At 65.1% G+C, this 21264-nt stretch carries 14 protein-coding genes; 4 read left to right on the top strand and 10 right to left on the bottom strand.

The genetic code is table 11. The features are described 5' to 3' along the window. The first annotated feature begins 180 nt into the window (after nucleotides 1-180). Nucleotides 181-1011 carry a mechanosensitive ion channel family protein gene (locus ACX12D_RS24700; RefSeq protein WP_459376090.1) on the top strand — a complete coding sequence of 277 codons (831 nt, stop codon included), beginning with the start codon at nucleotides 181-183 and terminating at the stop codon, nucleotides 1009-1011. 73 nt (nucleotides 1012-1084) lie between these two features. Here ACX12D_RS24700 and ACX12D_RS24695 read toward each other — a convergent pair whose 3' ends face one another. Continuing rightward, a complete protein-coding gene (locus ACX12D_RS24695; protein WP_459376089.1) occupies nucleotides 1085-2305 on the bottom strand; it encodes a Bcr/CflA family multidrug efflux MFS transporter in 1221 nt (406 codons plus the stop codon). A 387-nt stretch (nucleotides 2306-2692) separates the two neighbouring features. Between ACX12D_RS24695 and ACX12D_RS24690 the strand changes: the two genes are divergently transcribed. Next, the gene (locus ACX12D_RS24690) at nucleotides 2693-3274 is read left to right on the top strand and encodes a hypothetical protein (protein WP_441638896.1); all 582 of its coding nucleotides are present in this window, start codon (nucleotides 2693-2695) and stop codon (nucleotides 3272-3274) included. 82 nt (nucleotides 3275-3356) lie between these two features. Here the strand turns inward: ACX12D_RS24690 and mdoH are convergent, their stop codons facing one another. The 9 genes from mdoH to ACX12D_RS24645 all read right to left on the bottom strand — a co-directional run bounded on the left by mdoH (nucleotide 3357) and on the right by ACX12D_RS24645 (nucleotide 17855). Then, on the bottom strand, nucleotides 3357-5909 hold the full coding sequence (mdoH, locus tag ACX12D_RS24685; protein WP_459376088.1) for a glucans biosynthesis glucosyltransferase MdoH: 2553 nt from the start codon (nucleotides 5907-5909) through the stop codon (nucleotides 3357-3359). After that, complete coding sequence (locus tag ACX12D_RS24680; protein ID WP_459376086.1) at nucleotides 5882-7465, bottom strand: glucan biosynthesis protein G; 1584 nt, start codon at nucleotides 7463-7465, stop codon at nucleotides 5882-5884. Before ACX12D_RS24680 ends, mdoH begins: the two co-directional genes overlap by 28 nt. A gap of 859 nt (nucleotides 7466-8324) precedes the next feature. Next, nucleotides 8325-8522: a hypothetical protein gene (locus ACX12D_RS24675; RefSeq protein WP_459376085.1), complete on the bottom strand. Its 198-nt coding sequence runs from the start codon at nucleotides 8520-8522 to the stop codon at nucleotides 8325-8327. A 173-nt stretch (nucleotides 8523-8695) separates the two neighbouring features. Then, complete coding sequence (locus tag ACX12D_RS24670; RefSeq protein WP_459376084.1) at nucleotides 8696-9247, bottom strand: surface-adhesin E family protein; 552 nt, start codon at nucleotides 9245-9247, stop codon at nucleotides 8696-8698. 177 nt (nucleotides 9248-9424) lie between these two features. Then, nucleotides 9425-10279, bottom strand: a complete 855-nt coding sequence (locus tag ACX12D_RS24665) for a helix-turn-helix domain-containing protein (RefSeq protein ID WP_459376082.1) — start codon at nucleotides 10277-10279, stop codon at nucleotides 9425-9427. A gap of 128 nt (nucleotides 10280-10407) precedes the next feature. Then, nucleotides 10408-12429 carry a sigma-54-dependent Fis family transcriptional regulator gene (locus ACX12D_RS24660; protein WP_459376081.1) on the bottom strand — a complete coding sequence of 674 codons (2022 nt, stop codon included), beginning with the start codon at nucleotides 12427-12429 and terminating at the stop codon, nucleotides 10408-10410. A 381-nt stretch (nucleotides 12430-12810) separates the two neighbouring features. Then, the gene (locus ACX12D_RS24655; protein ID WP_459376080.1) at nucleotides 12811-13317 is read right to left on the bottom strand and encodes an acetone carboxylase subunit gamma; all 507 of its coding nucleotides are present in this window, start codon (nucleotides 13315-13317) and stop codon (nucleotides 12811-12813) included. Between the two features lie 57 nt (nucleotides 13318-13374). After that, nucleotides 13375-15699 carry a hydantoinase B/oxoprolinase family protein gene (locus ACX12D_RS24650; RefSeq protein ID WP_441638880.1) on the bottom strand — a complete coding sequence of 775 codons (2325 nt, stop codon included), beginning with the start codon at nucleotides 15697-15699 and terminating at the stop codon, nucleotides 13375-13377. Nucleotides 15700-15710: 11 nt separating this feature from the next. Beyond that, complete coding sequence (locus tag ACX12D_RS24645) at nucleotides 15711-17855, bottom strand: hydantoinase/oxoprolinase family protein (protein ID WP_459376078.1); 2145 nt, start codon at nucleotides 17853-17855, stop codon at nucleotides 15711-15713. Nucleotides 17856-18244: 389 nt separating this feature from the next. Between ACX12D_RS24645 and ACX12D_RS24640 the strand changes: the two genes are divergently transcribed. Continuing rightward, on the top strand, nucleotides 18245-19558 hold the full coding sequence (locus ACX12D_RS24640) for a hemolysin family protein (RefSeq protein WP_459376077.1): 1314 nt from the start codon (nucleotides 18245-18247) through the stop codon (nucleotides 19556-19558). A gap of 257 nt (nucleotides 19559-19815) precedes the next feature. Further along, a complete protein-coding gene (locus tag ACX12D_RS24635; RefSeq protein WP_459376075.1) occupies nucleotides 19816-21162 on the top strand; it encodes a GGDEF domain-containing phosphodiesterase in 1347 nt (448 codons plus the stop codon). Nucleotides 21163-21264: the final 102 nt, after the last annotated feature.

Genomic DNA, 21264 nt, shown 5'->3' with positions numbered 1-21264 from the left:
GCGCCCCATGGCCGCGAGTGGCGCCCTGCGCCCTTTGCGGCCATTTTGTGCTTGAACTTCCGCTCGCCGCGTAGCAATAATGCGTTGCCCACCTTCGCGCCCCGCCGCCGATGCGCCCGGGCATCCGCTGCATGATGTTCGTTGCCTGTGTACCTGCCGAGCCAGCAAGGGAGAAACGCGATGGATGCTACAACGCTGCAGAAGTATCAGGATGTGGTGGTCGCCTATGCGACGGAAGTCGGGTTCAAGGTTCTCGCCGCCCTCGTCTTCTGGGTGATTGGCCGGTGGCTGATCCATGTCGTGGTGCGCATGGTGCAGGGGTCCCTGACCAAGCAAAAGGTCGACCCGACCCTGCTGCGCTATGTCGGCTCCATCGTCACGGTGACCCTGAATGTCGTGCTGATCATCGGGATCCTGGGTTACTTCGGCATCCAGACCACCAGCTTTGCCGCGCTGATCGCGGCGGCCGGCATCGCCATCGGCATGGCGTGGTCGGGGCTGATGTCCAATTTCGCGGCAGGCGCCTTCCTGGTGGTGCTGCGGCCCTTCAAGGTCGGGGATTTCGTCACGGCAGGCGGGATCACCGGCACCGTCAGGGAGATCGGCCTGTTTGCCACCACGCTGGACACGCCCGACAATGTCCTCACCGTGGTCGGCAACAACAAGATCTTTGCGGACACCATCCAGAACTTCAGCGCCAACCCGTACCGCCGGGTCGAGCTCAAGGCCCAGTTGGCCGGCAGCACGGACGTGGCGGCGGCCGCCACCCTGCTCAAGGAGCGGCTGGCCGCGCTGCCCAACGTTCTGGCCGAGCCGCCGCCGGACGTGGAGATTCTCGAGTTCACCCTGGTGGGTCCGGTGCTGGCGGTACGTCCGCACTGCCATACCGACCATTACTGGCAGGTGTATTTCGATAGCAATCGCGTGATCCGCGAGAGCTTTGGCGAGGCCGGCTTCGCCGCGCCAATGCCAGCCCAACTGGTGGTGCTGCAAAACGCCGCGGCCGCTTAACCGTGTATCGATGGGATGGCGCGGCCACACTGAGCCAGGCCGCCCCGCTACCGCTGCAGCGTCGGCGCCCGGATCATCCGGCGCCGCGCACCGTCGCGCCTGAACGGCCGAAGGCCCGCATCAGCACGGCGCCGGTACCGCAAACGCCCATGACCACCGCCAGCGGCAGCGCGCTGCCGTCCCGCCAGAAGCTGACGGCGGCGCCGGCCAGGGTGCCCAGGGAGAATTGCAGCGTTCCCATCAATGCGGAGGCCGTGCCGGCACGATGGCCCTGCTGGTCCATGGCCAGTGCCGAGGCGTTCGGCAGGATACAGCCAAGGCTGGCGATAAACACGAAGAAACCCGTCAGCAGCACCGGCAGCGGCGCCAGGCCGGCGAGCACAGCCGCGGCCAGGACCAGGCCGGCCAGGCACGGCGCCAGCAGCGCGCCGCGCAGGACATGGTCCAGCGTGCGGTTGCGCACCAGGCGCGCATTGAGCTGGGACATGCCGATCAGGCCCAATGCGTTGGCGCCGAACACGAAGCCGTAATGGGAGGGATCGATGCCATGCAACTCGATCAGCACGAACGGCGAGCCCGCAATATATGCAAACATGCCCGCCTGCGCGCAGCCGGCCGACAGCGAATAGCCGACGAAACCCCGATCTCGCAGCAACTCGCCGTAATTCGAGAGCACGCGGCCCAGCCGCAACGGCATGGCGCTGGCGTGGTCGAGCGATTCCTCCATGTAGCGGTGGACCACCCACAGGATCAGCAGGCTCGCCCCGCACAACAACCAGAAGATGGCACGCCAGCCGAATGCCGCCAGCACGGCGCCCCCGATGATGGGCGCCAGGATCGGCGCCAGGCCCATCACCAGCATCAGCGAGGAGAAGGCGCGCGCGGATTCATGGGCCTCCAGCCGGTCGCGAATGACGGCGCGCGCCATCACCATGCCCGCGCAGCCGCCCAGCGCCTGCAGGAAACGCCACAGCATCAGCGCATCGACGTCACGCGCGAGCGCGCACCCGGCTGCGGCCAGCGCATAGGCCAGCAGGCCGACATACAGCGGCGGCTTGCGGCCAAAGCGGTCGCTGATCGGGCCATAGAATGCCTGCCCCACCGCCAACCCGACCAGGAACGTCCCCAACGTGAGCTGCACGCGGCCGATATCGACCCCGAGATCCCCGGCCAGCGCCGGGAAACTCGGCAGGTACATGTCAATGGAAAGCGGCGCCAGTGCGGTAAGCGAAGCGCATACCAGGAGCCAAAGCGGAAAGCGCCCGGATTGCGGGGCGCGGGTGGAGCGGGTCATCGAAACATCCTGAGGAACAACCAGGCCGCCGGTACGGCCAGCGGCGCCCGATGCGTCAACGGGCTAACGGCGTAGCGGCACGGGAGCGGCTAAAGACGTAATTGTTGCATAGCGTAACAAGCCGCGCACTCGGCACGCCGCGCGGCGATGATGCAGGCGCACGTCCGACCGGACGCGTGCAACTGTGATGACGGGCCTGACGATACCGCGGCATTGCGGCGATTCCGGGCCTCGCTTCGCCGCGGAGTGGAGGAGTGCGTGGCTTTCAACGGCAGCGACGCCAAGGGTACAATGCCAGCCTGTCGGCCGCCTGGGGCGGACGATCGCGCAGCCCGACGCACCGCGGGAACCCACCCGATGGTGCGGTTCCCGGCAACGTTTTCCTGCATGAGAACAAGATACAAACTGCTTTCTGTCTTTTTTGCCCTGGCCGCCGGCGCGGCCAGTTTGCCGTGGGCGCAGCGCGCGCATGCGGCACCGGCTCCAGCCAGGGCTGCCGCCTCCGCCCCTGCCCCCGTGGTGGTGGACGAGGCCGATGCCCTGGCGCAAATGCTCAAGGGCGCTGCCACGGGCCAGAATACCGGCGCGGCGGGCGTGCCTGAATTGCTGCGCAATACCGCCCGTCCCGACAACATATTGTCGCGCGCTTGCCGCCAGCTCAATGACGCCCTGCCTATCGAGATCGATGGCGAGACGCGCTTGCGCCGCTGCCAGTCGGTCCCTGGCAAACATATCCTGTTCCAGCTGGAGCTGACCAAGTACCGAGGCCCCATGCTGGACCTCGCCAGCTTCGAGCTCAGCTACGCCGCACCGCTGCAGCGCAATATCTGCGCGAACCGGGACGTTGAAATCCTGACCAAGCTGGGCATCAGCATGATGTTCCGCTACATGACGCGCAACGAGCGCGGCGAGCGTCGCGTTGGCGACGTCTACATCAACGCGCCCATCTGCTCCTCGGCACTGCGCTAGACCCTGCCAACCCCATTTGGCATGCCTGCCGGGATGCCGGGCCTTGCCTCCGGGAGCTGGTGCGCCAGCTCCGGGGCATGGCTCAGGCGAGCCTTGGACGCAAGGGCACCACGTTGGCAGCGCGCCGGGGCAGCACACGGGTTTCTTTCCAACGCGCATGCGCCAGCGGTGAGCCCCAAACCAGTCCATGCAACTGGGCGAGCGCAAAGGGATCGCCCAGCAACAGGTGTTTCTCGGCAGCCGACAGCGCGTCCGGGCCGGCGGTGAGCGCCTTTTGCACCAGCGCGGCGTGCTCCGCTCGCGTAGCCTGTGGCTGCACCATGCGCGACGAGGCGGTCGCGCACATCAGCGCATTGGTCACCGGGTCGACCACGGCATCGATAAATGCCGGCGGCTCTCCCGCTGCCTCCACGTGCTTCTGCATGGCCACCATCTCGCGCGGGGGCGTGGCCTCCTCCGGCGTCACGAACAACCTGGCTCCGCGCAGCGCGCGGCCCAGCGAGACCCGCGACAGCCAGACCGACAGCGGAATCGAGCATACCAGCGAGCCCACGATCGGCAGCAGCCACCAGACGAAATTCGGGTCCAGCCACAGCACCAGCCCGCCCCAGGCCAGGCCCAGCAAGGTGTGCATGCCGTGGCGGCGGAACGCTTCGCCCCAGGTGGTCTGCGCATCTTCACGCGGCGGCGACTTCCACGTAATGCCCCAGCCGCTATAGGCCGCCACCACGAACTTGGTGTGAAACAGCATGCGGACCGGGGCCAGCAAGGCCGACATCACGACTTCGATCAACATCGACAGCACCAGGCGCACTGGCCCGCCATAGTTGCGCGAGTCCTTCATCAGCAGCACCACGCTGGCGATCTTGGGCAGGAACAACAGCGTGGCGGTCGCCGAGAACAGCGCCAGCGCCTTCTCGGGATGCCATTCCGGCCAGGTCGGGAACAACTGGTAGGGCTGCGTGAAGTACTCCGGCGGCACCAGCGCGTGCTTGGCCAGCATGAGGGTGGACAACACCAGGAACAGGAACCACAGCGGCGCCGACAGATAAGCCATCACACCGGTGAGGAACACCGCACGGTGCACAGCGTGAAAGCCCTGCTTCATCCACAGGCGGAAGTTCATCAGGTTGCCCTGGCACCAGCGGCGATCGCGCTTGACCTCATCGAGCAGGTTCGGCGGGAGCTCCTCATAGGAGCCCTCCAGGTCATAGGCAATCCACACGCCCCACCCGGCCCTGCGCATCAAGGCGGCCTCGACGAAATCGTGCGAGAGGATTTCTCCTGCCAGCGGGCCCTTGCCGGGCAACGGCGCCAGCGCGCAATGCTCCATGAACGGCTGGATGCGGATGATGGCGTTGTGGCCCCAGTAGTGCGATTCGCCGAGCTGCCAATAATGCAGGCCAGCGGTAAACAGCGGCCCGTACACGCGCGTGGAAAACTGCTGCACGCGCGCATACATGGTCTCGCGGCCCACGGCCAGCGGCGCGGTCTGGATGATGCCGGCCCCCGGATTGCCTTCCATCAGCTTGACCAGCGTGGTCAGGCATTCGCCGCTCATCACGCTATCTGCGTCCAGCACCACCATGTAGTGATAGGCGCTGCCCCAGCGGCGGCAGAAGTCCGCCACGTTGCCGGTCTTGCGCTTCACGCGGTGTCGGCGCCAGCGGTAGAAGATTCGGCCGAAGCCGTTGACTGCGCGGCAGGTTTCCATCCACGCATCGGTCTCGGCGGTACGCAGGTCCGGGTTGCCGCTGTCGGACAGCACGAAGAAATCGAAGCGCGCCAGCTCGCCGGTGCGCTCCATCGACTCATAGGTCGCGCGCAGCCCGGCAAATACCCGGGTCACGTCCTCGTTGCAGATCGGCATGATGACCGCCGTGCGTGCCTCCTCCGCAATCGGCCCATCCACTGCGGCCGAGCGCGAGATCAGATGACGGTCGCCGCCTTTGGCCAGCACCAGGAAACCCATCATGGCGGTCCAGAACCCGGCCGACACCCACGAAAACAGGATGGCGAAGAGCGCCAGCACGGCGATCTCGAGCGGATCGGTGCCGTGATAAGGCAGCACCTTGGTCATGAAGTACGTAGCCAGCGCAGTCTGCCCGGCTACCAGGCCAAGCAGCACCCATCGGCGGTGCTTGCCCGCCGGGTGCCATTTGCCCTCGGCATCGGGACCGTCATGCAGCGTGTCCCAGGTTTCCGGCACCGGCGGGCGGCCCAGCATGCGCCTGCCCAGGTTGCGCAGGAACCCGGTGACGATGTGCGGAGGCCATGCCCGCGGCACCATGGAAGCGCGTTTGGGTTCGGGGCCGGTGTCGATGTGCACGGTGCCGTCCGCACGACGCTGCACCAGCGGCTCGCCCGACGCCAGCGGTGCGCCATAGGCAAGATTGAGGCGGCGCCCCACCGAGCCGTAGGACGGGCCCGCCGGGGATGGCTCGCCGTCTTTGGCCGCGAGTGCGCGCTGCAGAAGATGGATGGCCGACTCAGTGTCGGCGGCGTCGCTGCCGGCGGCGTTGTTAAGCAGATCGCGACGCTGGTCGGGCGAGACAGGAACGCGATCGAGATAGCGCTCGCATGCCGCCGCCGGAGCGGCGCGCCGCTTCAGCCTGGGGGTAAGATGTAGCTCCACGTCTCGGATAGGGTTGTATTGCCGTTGCGAAGATAGCCGCGCAATTCGACCGGTTTGTTCTCGTCCTTGCGGCGCACGACCATGGTCATGCGCCAGCCGCCGGTGGCCGCATTGCGTTGCGTCGAAGTGTTCAGCAGCTCCCCGTTGCTGTCGGCCGAGATCACCGGATCGATCCGGGTATCGGCGGCCAGTTTCTTGAAGGCCGGGCCTTCAAAATCCACCACCAGCGAAAAACTGGTGTCGTCCTGCTTGCGGCTGAGGCCCTGGCCACGCCGCGTTTGTGTCACCCACGACAGTGGCGGCAGTTTGTCGCCGTCCTTCTGCCACAGCAGCCGATACTCGAAATCGAAAGGTTGCTTGGGCTTGGGCGGGGTGTCAGGCACCCAGTACGCCACGATGTTGTCGTTGGTCTCGTCCGGGGTCGGAATCTGCACCAGCTCGACCCGGCCCGAGCCCCAGTTTCCCTTTGGCTCCACCCAGGCGCTCGGCCGACGCTCATACCACGCGCCAATTTCCTGGTAGCTGCTGAAATTACGATCCCGCTGCATCAGGCCAAATCCTTGCGGATTGGTCGCGGCAAACGAGGTCACCAGCAGGCGCTTGGGATTGCTCAGCGGCCGCCACAGCCACTCACCCGTGCCGAGCTGTACCGAGAGGCCATCGGAGTCATGCACTTCGGGCCGATAGTCCGGCACCGAAGAAGGTTGGTTCTCGCCAAACAGATACATGCTGGTCAGCGGTGCCAGGCCAAGCTTGGTGACGTTCTCCCGCATGAACAGGCGCGACTTCACCTCCATGACCGTCTCCGTGCCCGGCCGGATCACGATCCGGTACGCCCCGCTCACGCGGCGCGAGTCCATCAGCGCATAGATGGTCAGTTGCTTGTCCGCCGGCGATGGCCGCTCGATCCAGTATTCCACGAAGCGCGGGAATTCTTCGCCGGAATTGAGTCCGGTATCCACGGCCAGGCCTCGCGCCGACAAGCCATACCACTGGTCCTTGCCCAACGCGCGGAAATAGCTGCCGCCCAGGAAAGAAACGACTTCGTCCTTGCCCTTGGTGCTGTTGAGCGGATAGAGCACGCGGAAGCCGGCGAAGCCAAGCGTCTTGAGCTTGCTGGTATCGACCTTGTGCGGCCCATAGTTGAACGCGGACGGATCGAAGCGGATCTCGCGGGCGCTCCCGCTCACCACTTCATTGATGCGCACCGGCTGGTCAAACACCATGCCTTCATGAAAGAAGGAGAGCTCGAACGGCAGCTTGGCATTGCGCCACTGATATCGCTCAGGCTTGTATTCGATCTCGCGGTAGCGCTCGTACGGCAGCTCGCGCAGCTCACGTGGCAGATTCTGCGCGGGTGCTTTGTAAGGACTTGCGGCAAGCTGGCGCGCACGCGCCGCTACGGTGTCGAAGTCGAACGCGTGCGCCGCCACGGCGCACAGTGCCAGCATGCCGCCGCACAACCACCTGCCCAGGCGCAGTGTGCGTGTGTTCGCAGGTGCCACTGCACGGCGCTGGATGAATTCGACGGTCGGCACGGTAACGGTTTCGGACATGAATGCCAGTGACGGGCGTAGTTGGACGGTTGGGATCGATCTAGCACCGCTGCAAAAGGCGGGCCACCATGCGAGCGGGATGACTGAAACAACGGCGGGAAGCCTGCCAGTGCGTACCCGGGGGAAACTGTAGGGGGATCTCGCTGCGCATCGCTTTTGACTGGGTGCTGAACTTGTGTCTGGATGTATCAGGGCATATCCGACTTGCTGCGATGCGCAATAAGACCTTAACAACTCGAGACTAAGAAGTCACGTTTCGATCACGCAACGTTTGCAACAATTTGAAACCCCTGCCATCCGAACGCCGCTTTGCGCGCGCCGCTCGAGCCCAGGCATCGCATTAGGCATACCGTCGAATCATCGCTTGGTGCCTCGCAGGGCACGTCCGGAGCCTGGTCATTGCTTCAATGACTTGCGCCGCGGCGGCGCCACGCAGCGGGGCGCAAGGCGAACATCGCCCCCCGCCCTCAGAGCGCTGCACCGTGTTTCCTGCATAGGGCAGCTTCCTGAATCTGCAACGCTAGGATACGGATCGCACGCCGTCAACGTGCGTGGCGAGCACGTGCGCAGCACTAGAACGGCGCATACCGCACCTACGGAAATCGTGCACTGCACTGGAATCATGCGGATGGGGTCTGCCGCGGCCCCAAAAAAAAAGAGAGGCCGTAGCCTCTCGATCGGGTTCCGCCTCGATGCCAGCCCCCCGGATGGCGCATGGCGCCGCTGGACATCGGTACCTGGGAGCGCGGCAGCGCGCGCTTCACGCGCAACGCGGCGCTCGCAGGCGGCGTGGCGAACTAGCTCGGCAGCCAGCGCGCGCACCGGCGCGCCGCTGCCCGTCGCCTTTCACTAGCGGCGCTCAGGCGCCTTTATTCATCATCTTCTCGGTATCAGGAGGTGCGTGGTTTTTCTTTTTCTTGGCCGGCTTCTTCGTCATCTTGCCGGAGCTTGACGCCGCTGGCTTGTCGCCGGCCGCGGGCGCGGCAGGCGCCGACGCCTGGGCATAAGCGCCAGCGCCAAACATGGCCAGCGTCAACATCACGATCCACTTCTTCATTTCAGCCTCCTGGTCAGCCGTAAAGAGAAGCCTGCCTGCGGCCCTTGGTGGCGCTAGGCACCTGCGCTTCGTGACTACCAAAACGAAGTCGGGAACGAATGGGTTGACGTGTCGGCCCGCCTATCGACACTGCAGCGCAGCATCCAGCCTGGCCGCACGTGCCGGCGCTGGCATCAAGGACACAAGCGGCTGAGCAGCTCGCCGGGAACAGTGCCTGCGCTGGCAGGCTGCGGCATGCCAGCGTGAGGGGCGCTGATGGTGTAAAGGGACTCGCCGCGCGCATAACGCTTGGCGTAGAGCGTCTGCTCCACCACCGCATACATGGACGTAGCGCAATTGAACACCATGCGCTTGAGCGAGGAGCGGATCGGCTCGCCGCTGGTGGTGCGGATCACCCCGGCCGGCGCGTTGCGCATGACTGCCACCCCCACCTCGGGACCACGGCGGCGTACCGACGTCTTGTCGAAGTAAGAGATCACCCCGTTGGCGCCCGTCAGGGGCAGCCAGCGCTGCGGGTCTGGCGCCGGAGAATCGGGCGCGGCCTGCACGGCGCAGCCTTCGCGCGGCGTGGAACGGAAGCCAGCCCCCCCGCTGGGAGCCTGGCAATCTAATAAACCCGCCGTGGCAGCGGGGCGAACCGTAGCAGCAGGCTCGGCATACGCGGCAAGACAGACACTGCTGCCAACCAGCACGGCAGCAGCGAGGAAAAAGGCGCGCAAGGACATGGACGGACCCTCGTGTAGACCAAAAAACAACGCGCATTGTCGCACACCACGCTGCGCCATCTGTTCAGCGCGCGCCGGGCTGCCAGCCGATGTTGAAAAGTGGAAGGCGGATCGCGGCGTTCGGGCCAGATGAATCCGGACCCGCGATCAAGCCCGCGGCCGGGTCAGGGCCGCTGGCTACCGCGACAGCGCCTCGAGTGCATGGCGCGAAGCCTCATCGGCCGGGAAGAAACACTCGATGCGCATCTCCTGCAGGGTAACGTCCTGCGGAATGCCCAGCGTGGTCAGCGTCGAGAACAGCGTGGCGCGAAAACCATTGGCGGCCAGCGCCACAGGCAGCATTGGAGGCGGCGTACGCTCTGCGGCGTCGTCGTCGAACAGCGGGACGCCGGCCGGCCCGACCATATCGGGATGCCAGTCCGCAATGCGGTGGAAGATCTCCCGCGCGGTCTGGTCCTGCGCCTGCGTCTGCAACTCCTGCCACACGCGCCGCAGCAGGTAGCGCCCAATCTGGCGCGCGTTGTCGATAACCGGCCACAGGCCGTCCGGATTGAAGACGGTCAGCATCAGGTTGATACGCCCGCCGCCCTCCTCCAGCGTGGACGGTGCGCGCCCACCCAGCAGCACGCCAATCATGTTGCGGTATGCCTGGTTGGCGTCGAGCATATTCCAGAATCGGTCCAGCACCACCGCGGGATAAGGCTCTTGCTTGGACAGGATGAGCGCCACGGCCTGCTGCACCATCTGCAGCGCGGGCGCGGCCAGGCCGTGCTCGGTGTAGGCCGGCGCGAAGCCACCAGCCAGGAGCAGGCGGTTGCGCTGGCGCAGCGGCACGCCAAGGCGGTCCGCCAGCGACAGCACCATTTCGCGGCTGGGCCGGGCGCGGCCGGACTCAAGGAAACTGATATGCCGCTGCGATACCCCGGCGGCCAGCGACAGCGCAAGCTGGCTATAGCCGCGCCTGCCGCGCCAGTAACGCAGCAAGCCGGGGAAATCGAGAGCGGTTTCGGAGCTGGGGGTCAGGGTATCCATGACGGCATTACAGCATGGCGAAGGCCGTCTGGCGATTACCTCCGGGGTAATCGCCAGGCCCGCACCCATGCTGCAATGCGACACCAAGCTTGGCTGAAATGCCGTCGTGGACGCCGCGCACGCTGCCCCTATGCCACCCGCCCGCGTGTTTCGCTCAGCGCGGCACCCAACCCGTATTTCCGGATCTTCTGGTACAGGGTGCTCTTCGCAATGCCGAGCCGCGAAGCGGTCCTGGTCAGGTTGCCGCCGCTGTACGCCAGGGCCTTGCGGATGGATTCCGATTCGGCCATCTCCAGTGAGCAAACCGTCTCGGGCAAATTGCCGGCAATGTCCTTTGGCCGGCTGGCGCCGCGCGGGGTCCCCACCGAGCTGATTTCGAGCGGCAGCTTGTCCATGGCGATCACGCCGCCCTCGGCCATCAGCAAGGCGCCCTCGAGCGCGTTTCGCAGCTCGCGGACATTGCCCGGCCACTCGTAGGCAAGCAGGCATCGGTAAGCATCGTCGTCGAACGAGGCCACCGGCAGCCCATAGCGCTCGCATAGCCGGCCCAGCCAGTGCGTGACCAGGGCCGGAATGTCGTCCTTGCGCTCACGCAAGGCGGGTATCGCGATATTGGTCACGGCGATGCGGTAGAACAGGTCCATGCGGAATTTCCCCGCGGCCACGTCGTCACGCAAGTTCCGGTGGGTGGCGGCGACCAGGCGAAAGCTGACCTTGCGCGGCGTGTTCTCGCCCAGCCGGTAGATCTCTCCCTCTTCCAGCACACGCAGCAGGTGCGGCTGTATGTCGAGCGGCATTTCGCCAATCTCGTCGAGAAATAGCGTCCCCCGGTTGGCGGCTTCGATCTTGCCGGCCGCGCCCGATCGGCGCGCGCCGGTGAACGCCCCCTCGGCATAGCCAAAGAGCTCGCTCGCGAGCAGGTCCCGTGACAGCCCCCCGCAATTGAGCGCAACGAACGGGCCATCTGCGCAGGCGCTGGCCTGGTGAATCCCCTGCGCGAACAATTCCTTGCCAACGCCGGTTTCGCCCAGCAGCAGCACCGGCACCCTGGACGGCGCCAGGTGCTGCGCCTTCTCCACCGCCGAGCGCAAGGCGGCTCCGTTGCCCACGATGCTGGAAAACCCCGGCGCCGCGCCCAGCCGCGCGGCAGGCGCGCCGGCAGTACCTGATGCAGGGTGATGCGGCGCGGCAGGAATCACCACCACGAAACCCAGCATGTCGCCGCGATCGCGGATCGCTTCGAAGCGGGTCAGGCGAAGCCATTCGGGGAGCGGCCCGGATCCGGCGCGCGCCCCGCGGGCGTCCAGGCCAGGAATGGAAAACGCGTTGTTCAAAATGGTGCTCACGCCCAGCCGCGCCAGCGCTGAAGGCGCCTGCGGATTGGCCTTGACCAGGCGCCCGCCTTCGTCAAGGACGAGCACCCCGTCGCTGCCCACCGACGCAAAATGGCTCATGCACCGGTCCAGCAGCCGCAGGCGGCGCTCCATCGCCAGCTTGGCCAGCCGGCTCTCGATCCGGCCCGCCAGCGACACGGTCAGCGCCAGGCTGTGCCTGCTATAGGTCTGTGCCAGGCCTGACACGTCGATCACGCCAAGCACGCCGCCGTCCAGCGGATCACGGATGACGGTGGCCGAGCAGGTCCAGCGCTTGATGCCGGCACAAAAATGCTCGGCACCATGGATTTGCACAGGTTGCTGCAAGGCCAGCGCGGTGCCGATGGCATTGGTACCGCAGTTGAGCTCCGTCCAGTCGCAGCCCGGAATCAGGCCGACTTCCCCGGCGGGCTCGACAATATGCATATCGCCCTCCTGCTGGAGGATCATCCCGTCAGGATCGGCCAGCAGCATGATGGTGCCCGTCTGCGAGAGAAACTCGCGGGTCTGCTGCATCAGTGGCAGGCTGGCGCTGACCAGGCGATCATTCTTCTCTCGCCGGACTCGCAGGCCGGCTTCGTCCAGCGGCGGCGGCGCGGCCCCGGCGCCAGGATCAACCTGGCCCACCAGGCACCGGCGCCAGGAATCATCGACCACGCAGCGCAGTTCGCCAGCGCTCGCCTCACCGCCATCGATCAGGTGCTCCCAGGCGGACATGATGCTGTCGTCATGATCGGGATGGGAAAACCAGTCCATCGGTGTACCGGCTTCTTGCATTCCGTGTCTCCTTGCGGGGGCCCGCCCGATGCGGGCTCGGATGGCCGGTTATCCGGCTCGATCTCTTGGGCTTGATCTCTTGTCTTGCGGCGTGCTTCGCGGGACTGGCGCCCGCTCTTTGCATCCTACTCCCGACGGTACCGCCAAAGCCAGCCGGGACTTGCCTACCCGCAAGTTCCAGGCCACGCGCCATGTGCCCGCCACGCGGGCCGCCCGGCCACACGGGCGCCTGAGCAGCCCTCTCACCGACCGGCCGAAAATGAAACGGCCGTCCGAAAATCGAACGGCCGAAAAGCCACTGCAAAGAGGAACCAAGAGGGATGCGCGATCCATCCCTGGCCCGCAAGTGCAGAAGCAATTACCTCGACGCCGAGATCGGCATCAGTCCGCGCGTTCCGGCAGAGGCAGCTTCACCCAGTCCGTATAGAACGCCTCGATATCCGGCTCGAAGTCGTGGATCACCGGATACCACGGCGTGGGGGCTTCCACGTCGTGCATGGTTGCGCACTTGGGGCAATAGTATTCGCGGTACACCTGCCATTGCGTGTCCGGCGCCATCAGGTGCGGATAGACCTCGGCCATGGCTTCATCCGAGTCGCGCACGTAGACGTTGGCATGCAGCTTCCAGTTCTCCCGGTAGTCGCAGAAGACATGGCCGCAATCGCATTGCGTGACCCACTTTTTGCTCTTGGCTTGCTGCACGATAAACATGTGCGGGCTCAGCGGCAGCACGATGCGATCATCCCAATCGAGCTTTTTCTGCAGCGCTTGCACGTATAGCTGAAAGCGCGCGGCATCCTTGGGCATCGATAGCATGCGCAGGGTGGTGTCCCAGTCGAGCTTGCCGTCGACCAGGTTCTTGACCTGTTCACTGGTGTAAGTGGACATCTTGAATCCTCTCTGGCGTATTGACTAATGTGTGCGTTCGTTGGCGCCGGCCGGGCCTCACTCTTCGACCAGCACCACCGTGTTGACGTCGGGCATCTTGGACAGGTCCATGCGGTACTTCGAGCCATAGGTCGGCACGTCCAGCTCGTCCTCGGTCAAGGTCCACGAGTCCGGCAGGCCCCAGAACGTGCGAAACTGCTGCTCGAACTTGTTCGACAGGCCAAAGCTGGTGGCAAACATGTGCCGCACCTGGATCGAGGCATGCTTGACCAGAATCCGCTCGCGCTCGCCCTTCATCCATTCCTGGACAGGCTGCGAGCGAGCCAGGCGCTGGTTGCGGATCTCGATGCGCAGCAACGCGGTCGCCTTGGCATCCACCTTCCATACCCCATTGCCGTCCTTGGTTGCGACTGCGCCATATACCTTTTGCGCATATTCCGGCAGCAGCAAGGCGTTGTTCAGGTCCCGCTCGATGGCCTCGGCCTCGCGGTCGAGCGGGTCGCCAAAGCCGGGGCCGCCACGCAGGTAGTTCAGGTACAGATCGTAGTTGTCGTAGCAATCCTCGGTCGTCATGCACTGCTGGTCGCGCTTGACGACGGCGCCGGCGTTGAGGTGGTTCTCGTAGTCCGGCAGGTCCGGATTGGCATCGCCACCCAGCGGCAGGCTATCGCCTCCGGCGATGCGCTCCTTCAGGCCGGTCTTGTGGGCTTCGAAGCGGTAGCCGGTGGCGGCGGGATAGCCGCCCATCAGGCCCCAGTCGCTGTTCATGTAGCCGTTGCCCATGAAGAACATGGTCCAGTCTTGCGCTTTCCACACCATGCGCAGCGTCTCGAAGCCGCAGCCGCCCCGGTATTTTCCATAGCCGCCGGAATTGGCCTTGGCGTTGCGCCCCAGGTAAAGCAGGGGCTCGGCCATTTCCCATATCTCGATATCGCCCATATCGCCTTCCGGGTTCCAGATCGCCGCTGCATGGTTGAGACCGTCCTTGATGGCGCTGGCGCCGGTGCCGCACGACGAAGCCTCGAAGCTGTTGACCGCGTGGATCTCGCCGTCCTGGTTGATGCCGCCGCCCTGCAGCCAGTTGGAGGTGTTGGCGTTGCCGGCATTGACCTCTTCCAGGTAGCCTCGGCTGAAGTAGGCCTGCGACAATCCGCGCCACATCGCGCTCCAGCCCGAGACCAGGAAGTGCCAGGCGTAGGCATGGCCGGTGCGGCGATCGTCCGGATTCATCCAGGTGCCCTTGGGCAGATGGAATTCCGTGCCGAAGTAGGCACCATCGTTAATGCGCTGCGTGGGCACCAGCGTCTGCGTCATCATCACCCAGATGCCGCTGGTAAAGGCCACGTGGTGCGCATTGTAGGAATGCCAGCCCCAGCGGCTCGCACCTTCGAAATCCAGGCGCCACGAACCATCCTTGCGGATTTCCATTTCCACCGGCGAATGCATGATCGAATCGAGCTTGGCGAAGGCCGACGAGGTCTGCACATCCGGGTGGTTGTACGGCACGTCGACAAACGCCACCTTGCGGTACTTGCCCGGCAGCGTCATCGCCTTGATGCGCGTCTGCAGGCCGCGGCGCCCTTCCTCGATCACCTCGTAGGAGAACTCTTCGTAGGCTTCCAGCCCTTCGTCCTCGATCACTTCCTCGATGAGGTCGCGGATCATGTGGCAGCCGGCGATGCGGGTTCGCTCGTCGAGAATCCAGTACTTCGGCGTGCGTACCGAACGCTGGCTTTCATGCAGCCAGTCGCGCAGCGGGGTGTCGTTCACCCCGGTCTTGCGGCAGGTGATCATGTAGCCGTCGCCGAAGCGCTGCACCTGCCCGGTGGACATCGATCCGGGCGTCACCGCGCCGGTGTCGATCACGTGGGTCACGCCGCCCACCCAGCCCACCAGCTTGCCATGCGCGAAGATCGGCACGATGGTGGCGATATCGCAGGGATGGACATTACCGATCGCGCAATCATTGTTGGTGAACATGTCCCCGGGATGGATGCCGGGATTGGTCTCCCAGTCGTTCTCGATCATGTACTTGATCGCGGCCCCCATCGTGCCGACGTGGATGATGATCCCGGTCGAGGTCAGCACGCAATCGCCGGCGGCGTTGTAGAGCGTGAAGCACAGTTCGCCCTCCTGCTCGACGATCGGGCTGGCGGCGATCTTCTTGGCGGTTTCGCGCGCATGGACCAGGCCGCCGCGCAGCTTGGAGAAGAGCTTTTCGTAGCGGATCGGGTCACGCTCGCGAAATGCGAGGCGCGTGAGCCCGTTGTAATGGCCGGTCTCGGCAGTGCGTTCGAGGATGGCGTCGCGGAACTGCTTGAGCGTCTCGCCAGTCTTGAGCAGGTCGGCGAGCCCGACTTCCTTGCTGGACATCATGTTCATGGCGTGTCTCCTTACTTCACTTCTTTAAGGTGGAAGAGGTGATGCTTGTCGAGCGTGGTGGCAAAGCCCTCGGGAACGACGAAGGTGGTGGCGTCCGACTCGATGATGGCCGGCCCGGTGATGGTGTTGCCGGGCAGCAACGCTTCCATCTTCCACAGCACTGCGTCGTGCCACTGCTTCTGGCGATACAGCGGACGCGTTCCCAGCCGTGCTTGCGCGGGCGGCTTCGGCCCGCCTTCCGGGTCTTCCGGCAGCACCGGCTTCTGGGTAATCACCATGCCGCGCATGATGGCGCCAGTAACGGAGAAACCCAGCTCGGGCGAGCGCGCCGAACTGGCGTACACGCGGCCGTAGGTTTCCTCGAAGGCATCGACGATCTGGTCCCAATCGCCCGCTGTGGCGGCATTGACGATCGGGGAGCTGATTTCCAGGTCGTTAAGCTGGCCCATGTATTGCATGCGGTAGCCGGGCCGCAGGATGACGTCTTCCGCCTTGAAGCCGTTGATCTTGAACTCCTCGATCACCTTGGCGGCCAGGTCCGACCACGCCTTCTGGATGGTCTGGGCCGCCCGGGCCTTGTCCTCCTGCGCAGCATCCTGTGGCAGCGCCAGGTCAACGCTCTTGTCATAGCGGTACTCGAAGTCCGCGCAAGCACAGCCGAACGCCGAGAAGCCCGCCGCCCAAGCCGGCACGATCACATCCTTGAAGCCCAGCCCTTCGGTGTAGCCATAGGTATGGACAGGCCCGGCCCCGCCGTAGGAGAAGCAGACGAACTCGGTCGGGTTATAGCCCTTGGCGCTTACGTTAGAACGCAGGTACTCGCGCAATTGCAGGTCGAGCAGCTCGATCACGCCGGCCGCGGCGTCTTCTACCGACAAACCCAGCGGATCGGCGATCTGCGCCTTGATATGCTGGCGCGCCCGATCGACATCCAGCTTGATGGCGCCGCCAAGGAAATTGTCGGGATTGAGGTAGCCCAGCACCACATGGCAATCCGAGACCGACACCGTGTCCAGCCCGCTTTCCGGCCAGCAGGTGCCGACCCGATAACCCGCGCTATCCGGGCCGAGCTTGATGGCGCCGCTATAGGGGTCGAGCCGCACGAAGCTGCCGGCGCCTGCGCCCACCGAGTCCATCGTCACCAGCGGCAAGGACAGCACCAGCCGCGCCATGTCGGGATCGGCGGCGATGGCGAAGTTGCCCTTGGTGATGAGCGCCATGTCGAACGAGGTGCCGCCGATGTCGGAACAGGCAATGTTGTCGTAGCCCAGGGTTTCGCCCAGCAACTTGGAGCCGATCACGCCGCCGATCGGTCCGGAGACGATGGTGCGCGCCAGTTCCTTGGCCTTCCAACTGATGGTGCCGCCGTGGGTGGCCATCACCCGCAGGTCGAACTTGGCACCGTGCTTCCTGAAACGGTCGCTGACCTTTTTCAGCGTCTGCCGCGAGGGCTCGGCCGCGTATGCCTCCAGCACCGTGGTGTTCATCCGGTGGCTTTCCTTGCGCTGCGGGTAATAGTCCACCGAGGCGAATACCGGGATATCGGCGCCGAGCTTTTTGAGCTCGTCACGCGTGATATCTCGCGCCTGCTGCTCGCTGGTGCCGTTCTTGTGCGATTGCAGGAAGCAGATCACGACGGCCTTGGACCCCGCCGCCACCAATTCACGTGTCGCCTGGCGCACTTCATTTTCGCGCAGCGGGATCACGATCTCTCCCTGCACGTCGGTGCGTTCGGTTACGCCGCGGGTACGCGACAGGGGCACCAGCGGTTCGTCGTAGCGGTGCGTGTTGAGATGGATGCGCTCCTCCAGCGCGTAGCCCAAGTAGCTCTGGATGGCCCGCCCCATCGAATGGACATGCTCGAAGCCTTTGTTGACCATCAGGCCCACGTCCAGCCCCTTGCGCTGCACGACGCGGTTGAGCATCGCGGTGCCCGAGTACACGCAGGTCAGCAGTTCGGGGTACACGTCGTCGACCCCGCGCTGCCAGTGCGCAAGCGCGTCCTCCGAGGAGTTGAAAATGGCCAGGGATTCGTCTTCCGGGTTGCTTTGCGCCTTGCCGACGACGAACCGCCCGTCGCCGCGCACAAAGAAGGTGTCGGTCATCGTGCCGCCGGCGTCGATGCCCATCACCTGGACTTGTGATTGCACTTCCATACTTGTCTCCTTGCTTTGTCAGCGTTCACGGCGGCTGCCAGGCAGCGCCGTTGCCAAACTCACCGCATGGGACGGTGGTTCGGAGGCAGTAACGCAACGGCTGTGCCAACTACTGGAGAAAAGTATTTTTTGTTTTATATCAATGGGATAGCGGATACTCCCAGGGGAATGGCCGGCGCGGGAAGCGACTTGCACCGTCTCGAACGTCGTGTTTTCGAACGGGGGCACCGTTCGGTTTTCACGCTGCGCCCCGGTGACGGCTCGGTCAGCGCAAAGTGCCGCAAGGGGGATGGGCACGGCCATCCCGGGAAGCCCGCAGCGGCCCTGACACACAGCAATGTTATGCTTTGGCCCTCGATAACTCCTGCGCGCACAGGGCGCGCACCCTGATGGAAATTGCCATATTACTGGCGCTGATCCTGATCAACGGCCTGTTCGCGATGTCCGAAATCGCCTTGATGACAGCCCGCAAGGCCCGCTTGCAGCGGCGCATCGAAGAAGGCGACCGCGGCGCGATCGAAGCGATCAAGCTGGGCGAGGATCCCACCCGATTTCTGTCTACCGTCCAGATCGGCATCACCTCCATTGGCGTGCTTAACGGCGTCGTTGGCGAATCCACCCTGGCGCAGCCGTTCGGCGCCTGGATCCAGGGCTTTGGCATTCAGGCCTCGACCGCCGGCTGGGTGGCAACCACCATTGTGGTGGCCGGCCTGACCTATTTCTCCATTGTGCTGGGCGAACTGGTGCCCAAGCGCCTTGGCCAGATGGCCCCCGAAACCATCGCGCGCCTGGTCTCGCGCCCGATTTCCTTCCTCGCGCTGGCCTCCACCCCGTTCGTCAAGCTGCTATCCAGCTCAACCCGGCTGGTGCTGCGCATGCTTGGCGTGAAAAGCGGCCGCGGCCCGGCGGTGACCGAAGAAGAGATCCATGCCCTCCTGGTGGAAGGCTCGGAAGCCGGTGTCATCGAGCAGCACGAGCACACCATGGTGCGTAATGTGTTCCGCCTGGATGACCGCCAGCTCACCTCGCTGATGGTGCCGCGCGGTGATGTGGTCTGCCTGGACGTGGAAGTCCCGCTGGAAGAAAACCTGCGCCGCATCGAGGAGTCCGATCACTCGCGCTTCCCGGTGGTGCGCGGCGGCATGCACGACATGCTGGGTGTGGTCAGCGCCCGCCAGTTGCTGGCGCGCCGCCTGCGCGGCGAGCCTACCGACCTCGCCGCCGTGGCCCAGGCTCCGGTGTTCGTGCCGGAAAGCGTGACCGGCATGGAACTGCTGGAGAATTTCCGCGTTTCCGGCGGCCAGATCGCCTTTGTCATCGACGAGTACGGCGAGGTGCTAGGCCTGGTAACGCTGCAGGACCTGATCGAGGCCATCACCGGCGAATTCAAGCAGGATGGCGTCGGCGAGGAATGGGCTGTACAGCGCGAGGACGGTTCCTGGCTGCTCGATGGCCTCATTCCCATCCCCGAACTGAAAGACCGCATTGGCCTGCGCCAGGTGCCGGAAGAGGACAAGGAGCGTTACCACACGCTGTCCGGCATGTTGCTGCTGCTGTTGGGCCGCCTTCCGCAGACCACCGACACCGTGCGCTGGGGCGACTGGAAGTTCGAGATCGTGGACATGGACGGCAAGCGCATCGACAAGGTACTGGCGTCGCGCGTGCTGCCCGACGACGGCGCCGACGCCGAGACCACCGGCTGACCGCCATACCCGCCTGCCGCCGGAACTTGATCTCCGTCAAGCCCCGGCGAATCCGCACTATCCCTGTGTCCACCACGCTTCGGGCGGCGCCTGCTCTACCGTATGATCGTCACTGTGCCGTGCCATCCCTGACACTGGCTTGAGGGCCAGATCCCCGAGCCGGCGCGCCGATGGCGCGGCGGTTGCCGCGGCCAAGGTTTTGCGGGCCGCGCTCATGCCACCGTGCGGCGAAATCATGCTGCCCACAGGGACCCCCAATGCATCCAGACGCAGACGATGCCGTCCGCTCGCCGGAGGTGGACCCTCATGAAAAATGCGACTTCGTGGCTGCCTTGATGGCGCGGCGGCAGATGCCGCCGGCCACGCAGCGGCGCTTCGCGGTGCTGGTGATCCACCTCGATCGTTTTACCTACGCTAGCGAAACGCTTGGCACGGCGCTATCGGCGCGGCTACGCGCGCAGGTGGTGGCGCGCATAGCCGCGCTGGCCCAGACGGCCGAAGTGACCTGGCTAGGCCAGGCGGACATCGGTGCGCTTGTTGCGCTGGCCCCGCAGCGACAGCTGGCGGCCGACCCCATGGAAGCAGTGATGCGCCTGGCGCGCGCCGTGGCCGCTGGCCTGGCGCGGCCATTCGTGCAGAACGGGTTCGAGCTGTTCCTGTCCAGCAGCATTGGCGTGGCGCTGGACGAACTCGACAAGCCGGCGGAGCGCAGCCTCCATGAGGCCTATGACGCGATGCTGCGCGTTCGCAAACGCGGCGGCGACGGCGTTGCCGGCGGCGCCATTACCACCCCTGCATCACTTTCCACACCGCTCCTGGCCGCCCTGCCTTTTGCCTTGGCGCGCGGGCAGATCGCGCTGAACCTGCAGGCAAGGGCATCGCTGGCCACCGGTTGCGTGACTGGCTATACGGCCCGTCTGCGCTGGCAGAGCCCTGAGCTGGGGCGTGTCGCGCCGCAAGACTTCCTGCCCGCGCTGGAATCTCTTGGCATGATGGGCGAGGTGGCACGCTGGCTGATGGAAAACGCCCTGCCCCTGCTGGATTGCCCTGCCGTCGCCGACCCGGTGGAGCTGTCGTTGCTGGTTTCCAGCGCCCAGTTGCACGGCACCCCGCTGATCGACACCTTGCTGCGCATGCTGGCTGCACGCAAGCTCGACCCGGCAAGGATCTGCCTCGAGATTCCCGGCGAGGCATTGTTGGCCGGCGACCACGTTGCCGCGGCCAAGCTCGCCACGTTGCGCGGCGCGGGCCTGCGGTTTGCCCTGAGCGACTTTGCCGACGCGCCCGGCGGCACGTCAACGCTGGAGCGCCTGCAACCCGATCTACTGACGTTCAACGCGCGCTGCATAGGCAGCAGCGAGCAACCAGGGCAGCCGGGCCAGGCCGGCGCCGCCGAGCGGCTGCAAGCCGCCTGCGAGCAGGCATGGCGCCTTGGCCTGCCCGTCTGTGCCAAAGGCGTCGAAACAAGGCACCAACTGACCGAAGTGCAACGTTGGGGCTGCTGTGCCATACAGGGATACCTGCTGGCGCAGCCCTTCCCGGCTCACTGGCTGGCACAGACACATGCTGCAATCTGCGCACGCGCGCGCGAATTGCTGACCTAGGGCGCAGCGCTTGCCCACGCCGCGCCACAGTCTTGGCACGATCGGTTACAAAATGGCACGCATCGTGCTTCAATAGAGCACCGCGACAACGGTAAAATTGCG

It is taken from the genome of Cupriavidus sp. PET2-C1, assembly GCF_054515855.1.
The sequence above is the reverse complement of the archived record's forward strand: the minus strand, read 5'-3'. Positions and strand labels throughout refer to the sequence as shown.